The 16,913-nt window shown below is 69.3% G+C and carries 13 protein-coding genes; 3 read left to right on the top strand and 10 right to left on the bottom strand.

Annotated elements, in window-relative coordinates; genetic code table 11:
- Positions 1-26 precede the first annotated feature (26 nt).
- Genes ruvX through OG718_RS42860 form a run of 4 tightly spaced genes read right to left on the bottom strand, consistent with a single transcriptional unit; the run spans position 27 to position 4,006 of the window.
- Entirely contained in the window at positions 27-491 is a 465-nt protein-coding gene (ruvX, locus tag OG718_RS42875) for a Holliday junction resolvase RuvX (RefSeq protein ID WP_306943765.1), read from the bottom strand.
- 17 nt (positions 492-508) lie between these two features.
- A complete protein-coding gene (alaS, locus tag OG718_RS42870; RefSeq protein WP_328846695.1) occupies positions 509-3,181 on the bottom strand; it encodes an alanine--tRNA ligase in 2,673 nt (890 codons plus the stop codon).
- On the bottom strand, positions 3,181-3,531 hold the full coding sequence (locus tag OG718_RS42865) for a DUF6167 family protein (RefSeq protein WP_143635400.1): 351 nt from the start codon (positions 3,529-3,531) through the stop codon (positions 3,181-3,183). Before OG718_RS42865 ends, alaS begins: the two co-directional genes overlap by 1 nt.
- A 7-nt stretch (positions 3,532-3,538) precedes the next feature.
- Positions 3,539-4,006: a DUF948 domain-containing protein gene (locus tag OG718_RS42860; RefSeq protein ID WP_143635401.1), complete on the bottom strand. Its 468-nt coding sequence runs from the start codon at positions 4,004-4,006 to the stop codon at positions 3,539-3,541.
- A gap of 135 nt (positions 4,007-4,141) precedes the next feature.
- Between OG718_RS42860 and OG718_RS42855 the strand changes: the two genes are divergently transcribed.
- Entirely contained in the window at positions 4,142-6,319 is a 2,178-nt protein-coding gene (locus OG718_RS42855) for an ATP-binding protein (RefSeq protein ID WP_328846694.1), read from the top strand.
- Positions 6,320-6,352: 33 nt separating this feature from the next.
- On the opposite strand, the gene rpsD is transcribed toward OG718_RS42855, so the two are convergent.
- The 5 genes from rpsD to OG718_RS42830 form a co-directional block, all read right to left on the bottom strand.
- Positions 6,353-6,967 (bottom strand): 30S ribosomal protein S4, encoded by a 615-nt coding sequence (gene rpsD, locus OG718_RS42850; RefSeq protein WP_055614429.1) that lies wholly within the window; start codon positions 6,965-6,967, stop codon positions 6,353-6,355.
- A 345-nt stretch (positions 6,968-7,312) separates the two neighbouring features.
- Entirely contained in the window at positions 7,313-8,665 is a 1,353-nt protein-coding gene (locus OG718_RS42845) for a replication-associated recombination protein A (RefSeq protein WP_143635403.1), read from the bottom strand.
- Positions 8,666-8,735: 70 nt separating this feature from the next.
- On the bottom strand, positions 8,736-9,383 hold the full coding sequence (locus OG718_RS42840) for a vitamin K epoxide reductase family protein (RefSeq protein ID WP_186001105.1): 648 nt from the start codon (positions 9,381-9,383) through the stop codon (positions 8,736-8,738).
- Between the two features lie 420 nt (positions 9,384-9,803).
- Positions 9,804-11,066, bottom strand: a complete 1,263-nt coding sequence (gene hisS / locus OG718_RS42835; protein WP_143635406.1) for a histidine--tRNA ligase — start codon at positions 11,064-11,066, stop codon at positions 9,804-9,806.
- Between the two features lie 11 nt (positions 11,067-11,077).
- Positions 11,078-11,794 carry an MBL fold metallo-hydrolase gene (locus OG718_RS42830; protein WP_143635408.1) on the bottom strand — a complete coding sequence of 239 codons (717 nt, stop codon included), beginning with the start codon at positions 11,792-11,794 and terminating at the stop codon, positions 11,078-11,080.
- 169 nt (positions 11,795-11,963) lie between these two features.
- Here OG718_RS42830 and OG718_RS42825 point away from each other — a divergent pair, with 169 nt between their 5' ends.
- Both OG718_RS42825 and OG718_RS42820 read left to right on the top strand, forming a co-directional pair.
- Complete coding sequence (locus OG718_RS42825; RefSeq protein WP_328846693.1) at positions 11,964-12,803, top strand: peptidylprolyl isomerase; 840 nt, start codon at positions 11,964-11,966, stop codon at positions 12,801-12,803.
- 135 nt (positions 12,804-12,938) lie between these two features.
- Positions 12,939-14,168, top strand: coding sequence for a DUF349 domain-containing protein (locus OG718_RS42820; protein ID WP_143635412.1), 1,230 nt, complete (start codon positions 12,939-12,941; stop codon positions 14,166-14,168).
- A gap of 118 nt (positions 14,169-14,286) precedes the next feature.
- Here OG718_RS42820 and OG718_RS42815 read toward each other — a convergent pair whose 3' ends face one another.
- Complete coding sequence (locus tag OG718_RS42815; protein WP_306940979.1) at positions 14,287-16,815, bottom strand: RelA/SpoT family protein; 2,529 nt, start codon at positions 16,813-16,815, stop codon at positions 14,287-14,289.
- Between the last annotated feature and the right edge of the window lie 98 nt (positions 16,816-16,913).

The following is a 16,913-nucleotide window of genomic DNA, read 5'->3' as shown; positions in this document are numbered from 1 at the left end:
TCGCGCGGAACGTTACCGTACCGCGATCAGATGACCACTTCGACGCCCTCGCCCGGAGATGTACCTGACGCCCGTTCGGACTCCAGTGCCTGCTGGAGGATGATCACGGCCGCTGCCTGGTCAATGACCGATCTGCCCTTCTTGGACTTCACGCCCGAGGCGCGCAGTCCCTGACTGGCCGTCACTGTGGTCATCCTCTCGTCCACGAGCCGCACCGGAACGGGTGCGATCCCCCGGGCGAGCTCCTGTGCGAAGGCGCGGACCTTGACGGCCGCCGGGCCCTCGCCCCCCTTGAGGGAGCGAGGGAGTCCGACGACGACCTCGATCGGTTCGTACTCCTCGACGAGCTGCTTCAAGCGCCGGTGGGCGGCGGGGACATCGCGTCCCGGCACGGTCTCCACCGGAGTGGCGAGGATCCCGTCGGGGTCGCACGAGGCGACCCCGATCCGGGCGTCCCCGACGTCGATGGCGAGACGGCGGCCGCGGCGCATGACCCGCTCGCCCTCGCTCACTTGGCGGTCTCGGCCACGAGGCGCTCGACGGCGTCGACGGCGTCACCGATGGCGGCCGGGTTCTGGCCGCCGCCCTGGGCGACGTCCGGCTTGCCGCCACCGCCGCCACCGAGGGTCTTGGCGGCCGTACGCACCAGGTCACCGGCCTTGAGGCCGCGCTCGCGAGCGGCTTCGTTGGTGGCGATGACCGTCAGCGGCTTGCCGTTGACCGTCGTGAACAGGGCCACCACGGCGGCCCGACCGCCCTGGATGCGGCCACGGACGTCGAGGACCAGCCTGCGCAGGTCGTCGGCGCTCGTGCCGTCCGGTACCTGGCCGGTGACAAGTGCGATGCCCTGCACGTCCTTGGCGGATCCGGCGAGACCGGCGGCGGCCTGCAGCACCTTCTCGGCGCGGAACTTCTCGATCTCCTTCTCGGCGTCCTTCAGCTTGCCGAGCATGGCGGAGACCTTCTCCGGGAGCTCCTCCGGACGTCCCTTGATCAGCTCCTGGAGCTGGGCGACGACCGTGTGCTCGCGGGCGAGGAAGTTGTAGGCGTCGACGCCCACCAGGGCCTCGATACGGCGTACACCGGAACCGATCGACGACTCGCCGAGCAGCTTCACCAGGCCCAGCTGGGCGGTGTTGTGCACGTGCGTACCGCCGCACAGCTCCTTGGAGAAGTCGCCGATGGTCACGACCCGGACGCGCTCGCCGTACTTCTCGCCGAACTCGGCGATGGCGCCCTGCTTCTTGGCCTCGTCGATGCTCAGGATCTCGGCGTGGACGTCCAGGTCACGGGCGAGCACCTCGTTGATCTTCTGCTCGACGTCCGTCATCACGGCCGTGGGCACGGCGGCCGGGGAGCCGAAGTCGAAGCGGAAACGGCCGGGCTGGTTCTCGGAACCGGCCTGGGCGGCCGTCGGGCCGAGGGCGTCGCGCAGGGCCTGGTGCGTGAGGTGCGTGGCCGAGTGGGCGCGGGCGATGGCCGTGCGGCGGCGTACGTCGATGACGGCTTGGGCCTTGGCACCGACGGTCACCTCGCCGACCTGGACGACACCCTTGTGGACGTACACCCCCGGGACCGGCTTCTGGCAGTCACGGATCTCGACGATGGCACCGGTGTCGATCTTGATGCGGCCGGTGTCGCCGATCTGGCCGCCGCCCTCGGCGTAGAACGGGGTGCGGTCGAGGACGATCTCGACCTCGTCGCCCTCGGTGGCGGCCGGCGAGGAGACACCGTCGACGAGGATGCCGACGACGGTGGACTCGCCCTCGGTGTCCGAGTAGCCGATGAAGTCGGTCTCGCCGGCGGCGTCGGCGATCTCGCGGTAGGCGCCCATGTCGGCGTGGCCGGTCTTCTTGGACTTGGCGTCGGCCTTGGCGCGCTCCCGCTGCTCCTTCATCAGGCGCCGGAAGCCGTCCTCGTCCACGGAGAGGCCCTGTTCGGCGGCCATCTCCAGGGTGAGGTCGATCGGGAAGCCCCAGGTGTCGTGGAGCAGGAAGGCCTTGTCGCCGGCGAGGACCTGGCCGCCGGCGGCCTTGGTCTCCGTGACGGCGGTGTCGAGGATGTTCGTGCCGGCCTTCAGCGTCTTGACGAAGGCGTTCTCCTCGGCGACGGCCACGGTCTCGATGCGCTTGCGGTCGGTGACGAGTTCCGGGTACTGCTGGCCCATCATCTCGATGACGGTGTCGACGAGGTCCTTGACCACCGGACCCGTGGCGCCCAGCAGACGCATGTTGCGGATGGCGCGGCGCATGATGCGGCGCAGCACATAGCCGCGGCCCTCGTTGCCCGGGGTGACACCGTCACCGATGAGCATCACGGACGTCCGCATGTGGTCGGTGACCACGCGCAGGGAGACGTCGGAGTCCTTGCCGCTGCCGTACTCGACGCCGGTCAGCTCGGTGGCCTTCTTGATGACGGCCATGGAGGTGTCGATCTCGTACAGGTTCTGCACGTCCTGCAGAATCATGGCGAGGCGTTCCAGGCCGAGGCCGGTGTCGATGTTCTGGCTCGGCAGGTCGCCGAGGATCTCGAAGTCCTCCTTCGAGGTGCCCTCGCCGCGCTCGTACTGCATGAAGACCAGGTTCCAGATCTCCACGTACCGCTCGTCGTTGACGGCCGGGCCGCCCTCGACGCCGAACTCGGGGCCGCGGTCGTAGTTGATCTCGGAACACGGGCCGCAGGGGCCCGGGACGCCCATGGACCAGTAGTTGTCCTTCTTTCCGAGGCGCTGGATGCGCTCCTTGGGCACGCCGACGACCTCGTGCCAGATGCGCTCGGCCTCGTCGTCCTCCAGGTACACGGTGATCCAGAGCTTCTCCGGCTCCAGGCCGTAACCGCCCTTGTCCTGGGGGCTGGTGAGCAGCTCCCAGGCGTACTTGATGGCGCCTTCCTTGAAGTAGTCGCCGAAGGAGAAGTTGCCGCACATCTGGAAGAACGTGCCGTGCCGGGTGGTCTTGCCGACCTCTTCGATGTCCGGTGTACGGACGCACTTCTGGACGCTGGTGGCGCGGGCGAACGGCGGCTTGACCTCACCCAGGAAGTAGGGCTTGAAGGGCACCATGCCGGCCGGGACCAGGAGCAGAGTCGGGTCGTCCGCGATGAGCGACGCCGAAGGGACGACGGTGTGACCGCGCTCCTCGAAGAAGCTCAACCAGCGGCGACGAATCTCGGCCGACTCCATCAGTGGTCCTCATTCCGGTTGTACGAGTACGTCGACCTCTCGACATACGTCGGGTTCTTGCTGTACTTCGGGTCGTTGCTGTTCTCGATGGCGGCGACGCGACGCGGGGAGGGCAGTTCGGGATCCGCGTTCAGCCCGAGCACCTCGCCGAGTTCCGCCTCCCGCTGGACCATGCCGTCGCGGACGTCGAGTGCGAAGTCCTTGATGCGGTGGCCCGCTTCGACCGCCTTGTTGGCTGCCTGGGCCGCGAGGCTCTCGGGCGTCAGCTGCCTGAGCTTGCGGTTGACCTTGGTGGTGGCCCACACACCGGCGGCTGCGCCCGCGGTGAACCAGAACGTACGGCGGAACATCGCTGCGTCAGTCCTTCTTCCGCTTTCCCCGTCGCGCCGACGGGACGGTGCGGCCCACGATCACGGTGCGTCGCGCGGGCTTGGCGGGCGCGTCCTCGCGGCGGCCGCCGATGGCCCGGCGCACGCCGTAGCCGAACGCCGCGACCTTCACGAGCGGGCCGCCGAAGGTGGAGGCGACGGTCGTGGAGAGCGCCGACGCGTTCGACGTGACCTCCTGGACGTCCGACGCGATGGCGTCCACCCGGTCGATCTGGGTCTGTGCGGAGCGCACGGCCGAGGAGGCGTCTGCCAGCAGCGGGACGGCCTGGTCGGTCACGTCCGCGACGAGCTTGGTGGTCGCCCTGAGCGTCTGGGCCAGCCTCGCGAGTGCCACCGCGAGGAAGGAGACCAGGATCGCCCAGAAGACGGCCACCAGGATCCCGGCCACCTCTCCACCGGACACTGCGCACCCGCTCCCTGGATCGTGCCTCAACATCGAAAACATCGAAAAGTCGTCCCCCGAGCCTATCGCGCCGGGGCTGCCGCTCCGTACCGGATTACCGCCCGCCGGAGCCGGAGTTGCACGAAGCGATTGTACGGAGTGCTTACGGATGAGTACGCTCCGTTCCCCATGCGACGTTCTCAGCGTTCCGGTGCGGGGGCCGGCGGTCACCGGGCCGGGAATCTGCCCCTGGAGCTCAACGCGTTCGTGGGCCGCGCGGCCGAACTCACGCAATTGGGTGCGGCCCTCGGCGCGGCACGCCTGGTCACCGTGACGGGGCTCGGCGGGGTCGGCAAGTCACGGCTCGCGGCGCGCGCGGCGGCCAGAACCCGGCCGCGCGACGGGGTGTGGCGCGTGGAGCTGGCCGCGGTGCGGGAGGCGGAGCTCGTCGAGTACGCGGTCGTCGAGGCCCTCGGCCTGACGGATCACACGTCCCGGCCGCCGCGTCAGGTGCTGCTCGACCATCTGGCCAAGCGTCAACTCCTGCTCGTACTGGACGGGTTCGAGCATCTGGTGGACGCGTGTGCCTCGCTGGTCGGTGAATTGCTGCGGCGGGCGCCGGGGCTGCGGGTGCTCGCCGTGGGGCGCAGGCCGCTGGCGGTGGAGGGCGAGCAGCTGTTCCCGCTGGCGCCGCTGACCGAGCGGGAGGCGGCCGAGCTGTTCGCGGACCGGGCGGCCGGGAGCACACCGGGTTTCACCCTCCATGACGGCAACCGCGCGGACGTGCACGAACTGTGCCGACGGCTCGACGGCATCCCCCTCGCGGTCGAGCTGGCGGCGGGACGGCTGCGGACCCTCTCCCCCGCGCAGCTGCTGATGCGGCTCGACGACCGATTCCGGCTGCTGACGGGCGGCGGGCGCGACGCGCTCCCCCGCCATCAGACGCTGCGGACGGCGATCGGCTGGAGTCATGAGCTGTGCACGCCGGAGGAGCGGCTGCTGTGGTCGAGGCTCTCGGTGTTCGCCGGGCAGTTCGACCTGGAGGCCGTGGAGTACGTGTGCGGGGGCGACGGCCTGCATCCCGACAACATCCTCGACGTGCTGGGCGAGTTGCTCGCGCAGTCGGTGGTCACACGCGAGGAGAGCCCGGCGGGTGTGCGCTACCGCATGCTGGACACGGTCCGGGCGTACGGCGCCGACTGGCTGGCGGCGACGGGCGACACGGCTCGGCTGCGGCGGCGCCATCGCGACTGGTACATGGGGCTCGCCACCTGGTGCGAGCTGGACTGGTTCTCGCCCCGGCAGCGCGAGGTGGCCGCGCGCGTCGAGGCGGAGCTGCCGAATCTGCGCCGCGCGCTGGAGCAGTGTCTGTCCGAGCCGGGTGGCGGCCATCTCGGCCAGTACCTCGCGGGCACGCTCTGGTTCTACTGGGTCGGCTGCGGCCGCCTGTCGGAGGGTCGGCACTGGCTGGAGCGGACCGTTCTCCTCGACACCGAGCACGAGCGCTCGCGGCTGAAGGCGCTGTGGGTGCTCGGCTATGTGGCGATCCTCCAGGGCGACACGGTGTCGGCGCTCGCCGCGCTCGCCGAGTGCCGGGAGAAGGCGGAGCACAGCGGCAACCCCCTGGCGCTGGCCTACGCCGAGCACCGCACCGGCTGTCTTGCCCTGGTCACCGACGACATGGCGCGTGCGGAGACACTGCTGCGTTCGGCGCTCGACCGCTATCACGAGATCGGCGAGCTCAACAGCAACGTCCTGATGGGCCAGGTCGAGCTGGCGATGACGCTGGCCTTCCAGGGCGATCTGCCGGGCGCGGTCCGGCTGTGCGAGGACGTGCGCCGGGTCTGTGTGGACCACGGCGAGCGCTGGACCCTCGCGTACGCGCTGTACGTCCTGGCGTACGCGGCCTGGACCGGGGGCGATCTGCCGGGCGCCCGGCGGTTGCTGGTCGAGTGCCTGGACATCAACCACGTCTTCAACGACCTGCTCGGCACGGTCCTGGCGATGGAGCTGCTCGCGCTGATCACGGCGGCGGAGGGCGACGCCGCCGAGGCCGCGGTCCTCCAGGGCTCCGCGTCCCGGATGTGGCCGTCGGTGGGCCTGCCTCTGTTCGGCTCCGCCTACTACAACGCCCCGCACGAACAGTGCGAGGCGACGGCCCGGGAACGGCTGGGCGACGAGCGGTACGAGGAGTGCGTACGCGCCGGTGCGCGGCTCGGCCGGCAGGCGGCCGTGGGGCGGGCACTCGGGCACACCCGGCCTCAGCTGCTCGGTGCGCTGCCGCCGCCGCGCGGGCTGCCGGAGCCTTTGGACATGCGAAAGCCCGAAGCCTCACCCACCCGGAAGGGTGGGGAGACGACGGGCTGACGCACAGGTGGTGCTACATCCGGCTGAGGGTGATCAGCGGGCGTAGTACTCGACGACGAGCTGCTCGTCGCAGATCACCGGGATCTCCTTGCGGTTCGGCTCGCGGTCCAGGCGGAACGCCAGGGCGCCGAGGTTCACCTGGAGGTAGCGCGGGGTCTCACCGTCGGGGGCGAAGCCACCGGCACGGGCGACCTCGAACAGCGTCTTGCTGCGGCTGCGCTCGCGGACCATCACGACGTCGTCGGGCTTGACGCGGAAGGACGGCTTGTCGACCTTGCCACCGTTGACCTCGATGTGGCCGTGAACGACCATCTGGCGGGCCTGGTAGATCGTGCGGGCGATGCCCGAACGCAGAACCAGGGCGTCGAGACGACGCTCCAGCTCGATGACCAGGGCCTCACCGGTCTTGCCCTGCGTCTTGGCGGCACGCTCGTAGGCGCGGACGAGCTGGCGCTCGGACACGTCGTACTGCGCGCGCAGACGCTGCTTCTCGAGCAGACGGACCTTGTAGTCCGAGTTCTGCTTACGGCCACGGCCGTGCTCGCCCGGCGGGTAGGGGCGGGCCTCGAAGTACTTGACGGCCTTCGGGGTCAGCGCGATGCCGAGGGCACGCGACTTCTTGACCTTGGGGCGGGACTGGTTCGGCATGAACCAAACACCTCATGTTTCTGATGCGAATACGGCTTCACCAGGGTTAGGGGAGGTCGCAATCCGCAGCCAGGGAAACCCTGCGGGTCCGGTCGGTCGGACCTGCGGGGCAGCCGCTCCCTGTGCTGGGCACATACGTGCAGCACGCGAGTGGCCCACCGACCGGTTCCCGGGAATACGGGAGGGTGATGGGCTGCCCGCGACACCTTCGACGGTGCGCGACGCTCCTGGAATCCCCGCCTTGCGGTGAGGGCTCCGGCTGGATGTCCCGTTCTGGTGATGCCGACTTCCTCGTTAAAGGAGGCCGGACACGGGACGCAGCGCTTCGAGGAGTCTACAGGGTGGTCAGGACCGCCCTCGACCGAGGTGCTTCCTGGTCCACTCCACCGCGTCCGCGTAGCGCGCCTCTGCTCCGTGGCGGGTGGGGCTGTAGTACTCGCGGTCCTTGAGCTCCTCCGGCGCGTACTGCTGGGCGGCGATTCCCTCGGGCAGGTCGTGCGGATACACGTACCCCTGCGCGTGGCCGAGCTTGGCCGCGCCCTTGTAGTGCCCGTCGCGCAGATGCATCGGCACGGGGCCCGCGTGGCCCTTGCGTACGTCTTCCATGGCTGCGCCGATCGCCATCGTCGCCGCGTTCGACTTCGGGGCCAGGGCGAGGGCGATGGTGGCGTGGCTGAGGGTGAGCGCGGCCTCGGGGAAGCCGATCATGGCGACGGCCTGGGCGGCGGCGACGGCTGTCGGCAGCGCGTTCGGATCAGCAAGGCCGATGTCCTCGCTGGCGGAGATCATCAGGCGGCGGGCGATGAACCGTGGGTCCTCGCCGGCTTCGATCATCCGGGCGAGGTAGTGCAGCGCGGCGTCCACGTCCGAGCCGCGGATGGACTTGATCAGGGCGCTCGCCACGTCGTAGTGCTGGTCGCCGTCGCGGTCGTACTTCACGGCGGCCCGGTCGACCGTCTCCTCCAGGGTCTGGAGGGTGATCTCCGGCTCGCCCTTGTCGAGCGCGGACCCGGCCGCGGCCTCCAGCGCGGTCAGGGCGCGGCGGGCGTCTCCGCCGGCGATCCGGAGCAGGTGCTCCTCGGTGTCCTCGGGGAGGGTGACTGCCTCCTTGAGGCCGCGCTCGTCGGCGAGGGCCCGGCGGAGCAGTCCGCGCAGGTCGTCGTCCGTGAGCGGTTCGAGGGTCAGGAGCAGCGAGCGGGACAGCAGCGGGGAGATCACCGAGAAGTACGGGTTCTCGGTGGTCGCGGCGATCAGCGTCACCCAGCGGTTCTCGACGGCCGGGAGCAGGGTGTCCTGCTGGGCCTTGCTGAAGCGGTGGATCTCGTCGAGGAAGAGGACGGTCTCCTTGCCGAAGCCTCCGGTGGCGCGGCGGGCGCCCTCGATGACCGCGCGGACCTCCTTGACGCCCGCGGTGATCGCGGAGAGCTCCACGAAGCGCTTGTCAGTGGCCTTGGAGACTACGTACGCGAGAGTCGTCTTGCCGGTGCCGGGCGGTCCCCAGAGGATGACCGAGGACTGGCCCGCCGGGCCTCCGCCGTCGCCGACCAGTCTGCGCAGGGGTGAGCCCGGCTTCAGCAGATGCTGCTGGCCCACCACCTCGTCGAGGATGCGCGGGCGCATCCGTACGGCCAGGGGACTGCTGGACGGGTCCTTCTCCTGGCGTTCTTCGGCTGCGGCGGTGAACAGGTCGGGCTCCACGTCCAAAACCCTATGTCACGCCACTGACAACGCCGTCGGCCCCGTGGAATTCACCGGTTCCGCCGGTCCGTCAGCTGGTCCAGAAGTCCCACCAGCGCGTCAGGATCAGCATGCCGATGATCCCGATGTGCATGACCGGCAGCACCCAGGCGAACTCGCCGAGGAAGCCCTTCACCCAGCCCGGCGCGGGCAGGAAGCCGTTGCGGACGTTGTGCGAGGTCACGGCCCAGAACATGATGATCGTCGCGACCCAGGCGAGGGAGCACCACAGGCACAGCGAGTTGATGTTGTACAGCGACTGGTACTGCAGCCAGGTGCAGAAGCCGACGCCGAACAGCGTGCCTGCGTTGAAGGTCAGCCAGTACCAGCGCGGGAAGGTGGCGCGACCGAGCAGGCTCATGCCGACGCAGATCACGATGCCGTACGCGACGAGGCCCATCATCGGGTTGGGGAACCCGAAGGCGGAGGCCTGGTCGCTCTTCATGATGTTGCCGCAGGAGACGACCGGGTTCAGGCTGCAGCCCGGGGTGAAGTTCGGGTCCTCCAGCAGCTTGAACTTGTCGATGGTGATGACCCAGGAGGCCAGCAGTCCGGCCGCGCCCGTGATCACCAGCAGAACGGCGAGGAAACGACCGCCGCCCACGGACTGTGGGGCCTCGGCACGTTCCTGGTCGTGGGAGTCGGTGCTGATGCCTTCCCTGACTGTCGTCTTGCTCATCACGCCGTTTCCGTAGCTTGAGGGGGCCTTCCGGGCACGGTCATTGTGCCGCACACGCGCGCGTGTCCACCGTTCGATGGACATAAGGAAGTACGCGCGGTGGTCCCGGAACGTTCGCTTCGGCGGGACGCTCGACGGCATGACAGCACAGGCATAGCCGCTCCAGGACCACCCATCCGTGACCCCCGCGCATCGCCACCATCTGCCAGGACGAATCGACGCTCACCGAGTTGACGGTGTACCAGGGGCTCCGCCCCCGAACCCCCGCTCCTCAAACGCCGGAGAGGCTGAATTTCAGCCCGTCCGGCGTTTGAGGACGAGGCCGTTCAGGCCGATGAGCGGGGGTCTGGGGGCGCAGCCCCCAGGGACGGGACGGGTAGGGGCGGCGGGGGCGAGCAAAAACCGGCCCAGTCCGCCCGCTCAGCTCAGCCGGGACTCCAGTTCCGCCACGATCTCGTTCACGCCGACGGGCGCCTGCTCGCCGGACTCCATGTCCTTGAGCTGGACGACGCCTTCGGCGAGGTCACGCTCACCCGCGACGACGGTGTAGCGCGCACCACTCCGGTTGGCGTTCTTCATGGCCCCCTTGAGCCCCTTGCCCCCGTAGGAGAAGTCGGCCGCGACCCCGTTCCTGCGCAACTCGGTCACCACCCGGAAGAGCACCCGCCGAGCCTCGTCCCCGAGAGGCACCGCGAACACACTGGTGGAAGCGGGAAGTTCGAGGGACACCCCCTCGGCCTCCAGCGCGAGGACCGTACGGTCGACGCCGAGCGCCCACCCGACGGACGGCAGCGCGGGACCGCCGATCATCTCGGACAGGCCGTCGTAGCGACCGCCGCCACCGACCGCGGACTGCGAACCGAGACCGTCGTGCACGAACTCGAAGGTGGTGCGGGTGTAGTAGTCCAGTCCCCGGACCAGCTTCGGATCGTCCTCGAAGGAGACACCGGCGGCCGTGATCAGCTCGCGCACCTCCTCGTGGTACGCCTTGCACGCGTCGCAGAGATAGTCCCGCAGGAGCGGAGCGCCCACGAGCTGCTTCTGGACGTCGTCGCGCTTGTCGTCGAGGACACGGAGAGGGTTGATCTCGGCCCGCCGGAGCGTCTCCTCGTCCAGGTCCAGCCCCCGCAGGAAGTCCTGGAGTGCGGCACGGTAGACGGGACGGCACTCCTGGTCGCCCAGCGAGTTGAGGAGGATCCGGAAGTTCCGCAGCCCGAGCGAGCGGTACGCCTGGTCGGCCAGGATGATCAACTCGGCGTCCAGGGCCGGGTCCTCGGCTCCGATCGCCTCGGCGCCGACCTGCGAGAAGTGGCGGTAACGGCCCTTCTGGGGGCGCTCGTAGCGGTAGTACGAGCCCGAGTACCAGAGCTTGACGGGGAGGTTGCCCACCTTGTGCAGGTTGGCTTCGAGGGCGGCGCGCAGCACGGAGGCCGTGCCCTCGGGGCGCAGCGCCAGCTGGTCGCCGCCCTTGGTCTCGAAGGCGTACATCTCCTTGGTCACGATGTCGGTGGACTCACCGACCCCGCGCGCGAACAGTTCGACGTTCTCGAATCCGGGCGTCTCGATGTATCCGTAACCGGAGTTCCGCAGTGGCGCGGCGATCGCCTCGCGCACCGCGAGGAACGTCGCGCTGTCCGGCGGAGTCAGGTCGTACGTGCCCTTGGGGGCCTTGAAGGTGCTCACGGGAATTCTCGTCACATTCCTCGTCGAGGAGCGGAGGTCGGGTCCGCTCCCGGGCCGGCCGCCGCCACCTGCCGCAAGTACGGGTTGGTGGCGCGCTCCTGGCCGATGGTCGTCTGGGGGCCGTGGCCGGACAGCACCACGGTCGAGTCGTCGAGCGGCAGGCACACACGGGCCAGCGAGTCGAGAATCTCGGTGTGGGAGCCGCCGGGCAGGTCGGTGCGTCCGATGGAGCCGGCGAAGAGCAGATCCCCGGAGAAGAACACGGACGGGATCTCCGTGTTCTCGGGCATCCGGAACGTCACCGACCCCTTCGTATGGCCGGGCGCGTGCGCGACGGAGAAGTCGAGGCCGGCTAGTTTCAGCGCGGCGCCGTCCGTCAGTTCCTTCACGTCGTCCGGCTCCCCGACGGTCAGCTCGCCCATCAGCGGCATCCCGATGGAGCGGCCGAGCGCCCGCTCCGGGTCGCTCATCATGTACCGGTCCTCGGGGTGGATCCACGCGGGCACGTCGTGCGCGCCGCACACCGGGACGACCGAGGCGACATGGTCGATGTGGCCGTGCGTGAGGACGACCGCGACGGGCTTGAGCCGATGCTTCTTCAGCGTGTCCTCGACTCCCTGGGCGGCCTGATGGCCCGGGTCGATGATCACGCACTCCTCGCCTGCGGCGGGGGCGACCAGATAACAGTTGGTGCCCCAGGCCCCGGCGGGGAACCCGGCAATGAGCACGTTCGTCCTTCGGTATGTCTTACGGGGAATGGCCTGGCTGTGGATCAGAGCCTACCGGCGCTGCCGGAACCACAGCGAACCCATATACGGTACGGGTCACACGCAGGCGGTCGGCTCGACAGACGCACGCGTCCCACCTGACGTACGAGACGCATGAGGAGATAACCCGGTGGTCACCCAGGAACAGCGGCGGCGTCAGCTCGCCCGGGAGAAGTTCTTGCGGCAACAGCAGCGGCGCACGTCCGCTCGACGCAAGGCCCACGCTCGCAACGCGGTGATCGCGTCGGTCCTCGGCGTGGTCGTCGTGGGCAGCGTGGTGTCGTACGCGACCGGGGTCTTCAAGAACGACGACAACAAGTCGGACGCGGCCGCCGAGGCCAGCCCGAGCCCCTCCGCGCCCAGCAAGGCACCGGATCCCTGCGAGAAGGCCGCCGCGGGCAAGGTGAAGTCGCTGAGCTACAAGAAGGAGCCGGCGGTGACGATCGACAAGTCGGCGGACTACACGATGAAGCTGCAGACGACCTGCGGCACGATAGACATCGACATGCCGGCCTCGAAGGCCCCGCGCACCGTGAACTCGTTCAACTTCCTGGTGGGCAAGGGCTATCTGGACCACACCAAGTGCCACCGCCTCACCACGAACGGCATCTTCGTGCTCCAGTGCGGCGACCCGAAGGGCACCGGCATGGGCGGCCCCGGCTACACGATTCCTGACGAGAACCTCAAGGACAAGCGCCTCAAGGGCGACGTGTATCCGGCGGGCACGGTGGCGATGGCCAACCAGTACAACGCGCAGACGAAGGAAGGCCGCAACTCCGGCGGCAGCCAGTTCTTCCTCGTGTACCAGGACAGTCCGTTGCCGGCCAACTACACACCGTTCGGGACTATTTCCGAATCGGGCATGAAGGTCATGGAGAAAATCGCCAAGGCCGGCGAGAGCACTGGCCAGGGCGACGGCGCACCCAATGCGACCGTCGTGATCGACAAGGCGACCGTGACGAAATCCTGACCTCCAGCAGCGAAATTTCGGTCGCGCGGGATGCGGACAGCCGCCCCGCCGGTCGCCTATGTTGGCCGTGACGAAACTGTGGACGATGCCCGGGGGTAAAGCAGCCCCACGCAGGCATCATGTGGAGGAGGCGCTGTGAGCAGCGACCCGTGGGGCCGCGTCGACGAGACGGGGACCGTGTACGTGCGTACGGCCGACGGCGAGCAGGTCGTCGGTTCCTGGCAGGCCGGTTCTCCCGACGAGGCACTGGCCTACTTCGAGCGCAAGTACGAGGGCCTGGTCGTCGAGATCGGCCTCCTCGAGCGACGAGTGAAGACCACCGACCTGTCGGCGAAGGACGCCCAGATCGCCATCGACCACATTCGCGAGCAGGTGGACGCCCACCACGCGGTCGGGGATCTGGACGCGCTGAAGGTGCGGCTGGACAAGCTCGTAGAGACGGTCGAGGCACGCCGCGAGGAGCGCAAGGCGCAGCGGGCGAAGCAGTCCGACGAGGCCCGGCACTCCAAGGAGGCGCTGGTCGCCGAGGCGGAGGAGCTGGCCCAGTCCGACCAGTGGCGGGCCGCCGGTGAGCGGCTGCGGGCGCTCGTGGACACGTGGAAGGGTCTGCCCCGGCTCGACCGGAAGTCCGACGACGAGCTGTGGCACCGCTTCTCGCACGCGCGCTCGGCGTTCTCCAAGCGCCGCAAGGCGCACTTCGCGTCGCTGGACGCGCAGCGCGAGGAGGCCCGCAAGACCAAGGAGAAGCTGGTCGCGGAGGCCGAGTCGCTGTCCGGCTCGACGGACTGGGGTCCGACGGCCGCCCGCTACCGCGAGCTGATGGCGGACTGGAAGGCCGCGGGCCGCGCCCAGCGCGAGCACGAGGACGACCTGTGGAACCGCTTCCGCGGTGCCCAGGACGTGTTCTTCGCGGCGCGCAGCTCGGTCTTCGCCGAGCGGGACGCGGAGCAGACGGAGAACCTGAAGCTCAAGGAGGAGCTGGCCGAGGAGGCCGAGAAGCTCCTCCCGGTGCAGGACCTGAAGGCGGCGCGGGCCGCCTTCCGCTCGATCAACGAGCGGTGGGAGGCCATCGGCCATGTGCCGCGCGACGCCCGCCCGAAGGTCGAGGGCCGGATGCACACGGTGGAGCGGGCCCTCCAGGAGTCCGAGGAGACCGAGTGGCGCCGGACGAACCCGGAGGCACGCGCGCGTGCCGAGGGCCTGACCGGGCAGCTCCAGGCGGCCGTGGACAAGCTGCAGGGCCAGATCGAGTCGGCGCGGTCCTCCGGCAACAACGCACGGGCCGACAAGCTCCAGAAGGAGCTCGACGGCCGCCAGGCGCTCCTTGAGCAGGCGCTGAAGGGTCTGCAGGAGTTCGGCGGCTGAGACCACCGGGGCGGGGCCGCTGAGCCCCTCCATGGTTTTCCGCTTCTACGTAGAGGGGGCTTCCGTACGTTTCGTACGGAAGCCCCCTCTACGTAGTGGCCGATTGAGGCCGGACCGTCTACGGCCTGCGCGCCGATGTCACCCGGTACACGTCGTACACGCCCTCGACTCCCCTGACCGCCTTCAGGACGTGGCCCAGGTGCTTCGGATCGCCCATCTCGAAGGTGAAGCGGGAGGTGGCCACCCGGTCGCGGGACGTCTGGACGGCCGCCGACAGGATGTTGACGTGCTGGTCGGACAGGATCCTCGTGACGTCCGACAGGAGCCGTGAGCGGTCCAGGGCCTCGACCTGGATGGCGACGAGGAAGACCGACGACTGGGTGGGGGCCCACTCGACCTCGAGGATGCGCTCGGGCTCACGGGACAACGAGTCGACGTTGACGCAGTCGTTGCGGTGGACCGACACCCCGCTGCCGCGCGTCACGAAGCCCATGATGGGGTCGCCGGGAACAGGCGTACAACAGCGGGCCAGCTTGACCCACACGTCGTCGACGCCCTTGACGACGACACCCGGGTCGGCGTTCGACCGGCGTTTGCGACCGCGGCCGCGGGCCGGCGGGACGCTCTCGTCGATCTCCTCGGTGGCCGCCTCCTCGCCGCCGAGCGCCTGGACGAGCTTCTGTACGACACCCTGCGCGGCCACATGGCCCTCGCCGATCGCCGCGTACAGGGACGAGATGTCGGGGTAGCGCATCTCGTGCGCGAGCGTGACCAGGGAGTCGCCGGTGAGGATGCGCTGGATCGGCAGGTTCTGCTTGCGCATGGCGCGCGCGATGGCGTCCTTGCCCTGCTCGATCGCCTCGTCGCGGCGCTCCTTGGAGAACCAGGCGCGGATCTTGTTGCGGGCCCGCGGGGACTTGACGAAGCCCAGCCAGTCGCGTGACGGGCCCGCGCCGGCCGCCTTCGAGGTGAAGACCTCGACCAGGTCGCCGTTGTCCAGGGTGGATTCGAGCGGTACGAGGCGTCCGTTGACCCTCGCTCCTATAGTCCGGTGGCCGACCTCCGTGTGGACCGCGTACGCGAAGTCCACCGGCGTCGCCCCGGCCGGGAGCGCTATGACGTCGCCCTTCGGCGTGAAGACGAAGACCTCGTTGCGGGACAGGTCGAAGCGCAGGGACTCCAGGAACTCGCTGGGGTCCTCGGTCTCCTTCTGCCAGTCGAGCAACTGGCGCAGCCACGCCATGTCGTTGACGGCGTCCTTGTCCTTGCCGAGGCCCCTGGGCGCGTCCGTGCGCACCTTGGAGGCGCCGGCGGAGGGCTCCTGCTTGTACTTCCAGTGCGCGGCGATGCCGTACTCGGCGCGGCGGTGCATGTCGAACGTACGGATCTGGAGTTCGACCGGCTTGCCGTTCGGACCGATCACCGTCGTGTGCAGCGACTGGTACATGTTGAACTTGGGCATCGCGATGTAGTCCTTGAACCGCCCCGGAACCGGGTTCCAGCGGGCGTGGACGGTGCCCAGTGCCGCATAGCAGTCGCGGACCGTGTCGACGAGGACGCGGATGCCCACCAGGTCGTAGATCTCCGCGAAGTCACGGCCGCGGACGATCATCTTCTGGTAGACGCTGTAGTAGTGCTTCGGGCGGCCGGTTACGGTCGCCTTGATGCGGGCCGCGCGCAGGTCGGACTGGACCTCGTCGGTCACTATGGCGAGGTACTCGTCGCGCTTGGGGGCGCGCTCGGCGACCAGACGCACGATCTCGTCGTACATCTTGGGGTAGAGGATCGCGAAGGCGAGGTCCTCCAGCTCCCACTTGATGGTGTTCATGCCCAGGCGGTGCGCCAGCGGAGCGTAGATCTCCAGCGTCTCGCGGGCCTTCTTCTCCTGCTTCTCGCGCTTGAGGTAGCGCATGGTGCGCATGTTGTGCAGGCGGTCGGCGAGCTTGATGACCAGGACGCGGGGGTCCTTGGCCATGGCGACGACCATCTTGCGGACGGTCTCGGCCTGGGCGGCCTCGCCGAACTTGACCTTGTCGAGCTTGGTGACGCCGTCGACGAGCAGCGCGACCTGGTCGCCGAAGTCCCGCTTGAGGGTGTCCAGGCCGTACTCGGTGTCCTCGACGGTGTCGTGCAGCAGGCCCGCCATCAGCGTGGCCGGGTCCATGCCCAGCTCGGCGAGGATCGTCGTCACGGCGAGCGGGTGCGTGATGTACGGGTCGCCGCTCTTGCGCTTCTGGCCTCGGTGCCAGCGCTCGGCGACCTGGTAGGCGCGCTCGACCTGGCGGAGCGTGGACGTCTCGATCTTCGGGTCGTTGCTGCGCACTATCCGCAGCAGGGGCTCCAGGACCGGGTTGTACGGGTTGGACCGCTGGACGCCGAGACGGGCCAGCCGGGCGCGCACACGGTTGGAGGAGCCGCCGCCGGAGCGTGCGGGCTGACCGGCCGTGGGGCGGGCCGCCGACGCGGGTGCTGCCTGGCGCTCGGGGGCGGCCGGCTCGGGGCGTGGCTGCTCAGCCGCCTTGGCTCCGGCCGCGGGCTCGGCGGAGCCGTTCTTCGCGGGCGTGCTCGCGGTCGGTGCGGGCGTGCCTGCGGGCGCCGCGGACTTCTCGGTCTTGGCGGCGGTGAGTGGCTGGGCCTCGTCTGGCAAGAGGACTCCTCGTGCGCGATCCGGGTCCCCGGTCAGGCTCCGGAGACCCCATGGTAGCGATCCTGGGCTGCGGACTCGCCTTCGGCCGGTGAGACCGC

This window comes from Streptomyces sp. NBC_00258, from assembly GCF_036182465.1.
Classification (GTDB): domain Bacteria; phylum Actinomycetota; class Actinomycetes; order Streptomycetales; family Streptomycetaceae; genus Streptomyces.
This window is presented reverse-complemented; position numbering and strand designations above follow the sequence as displayed.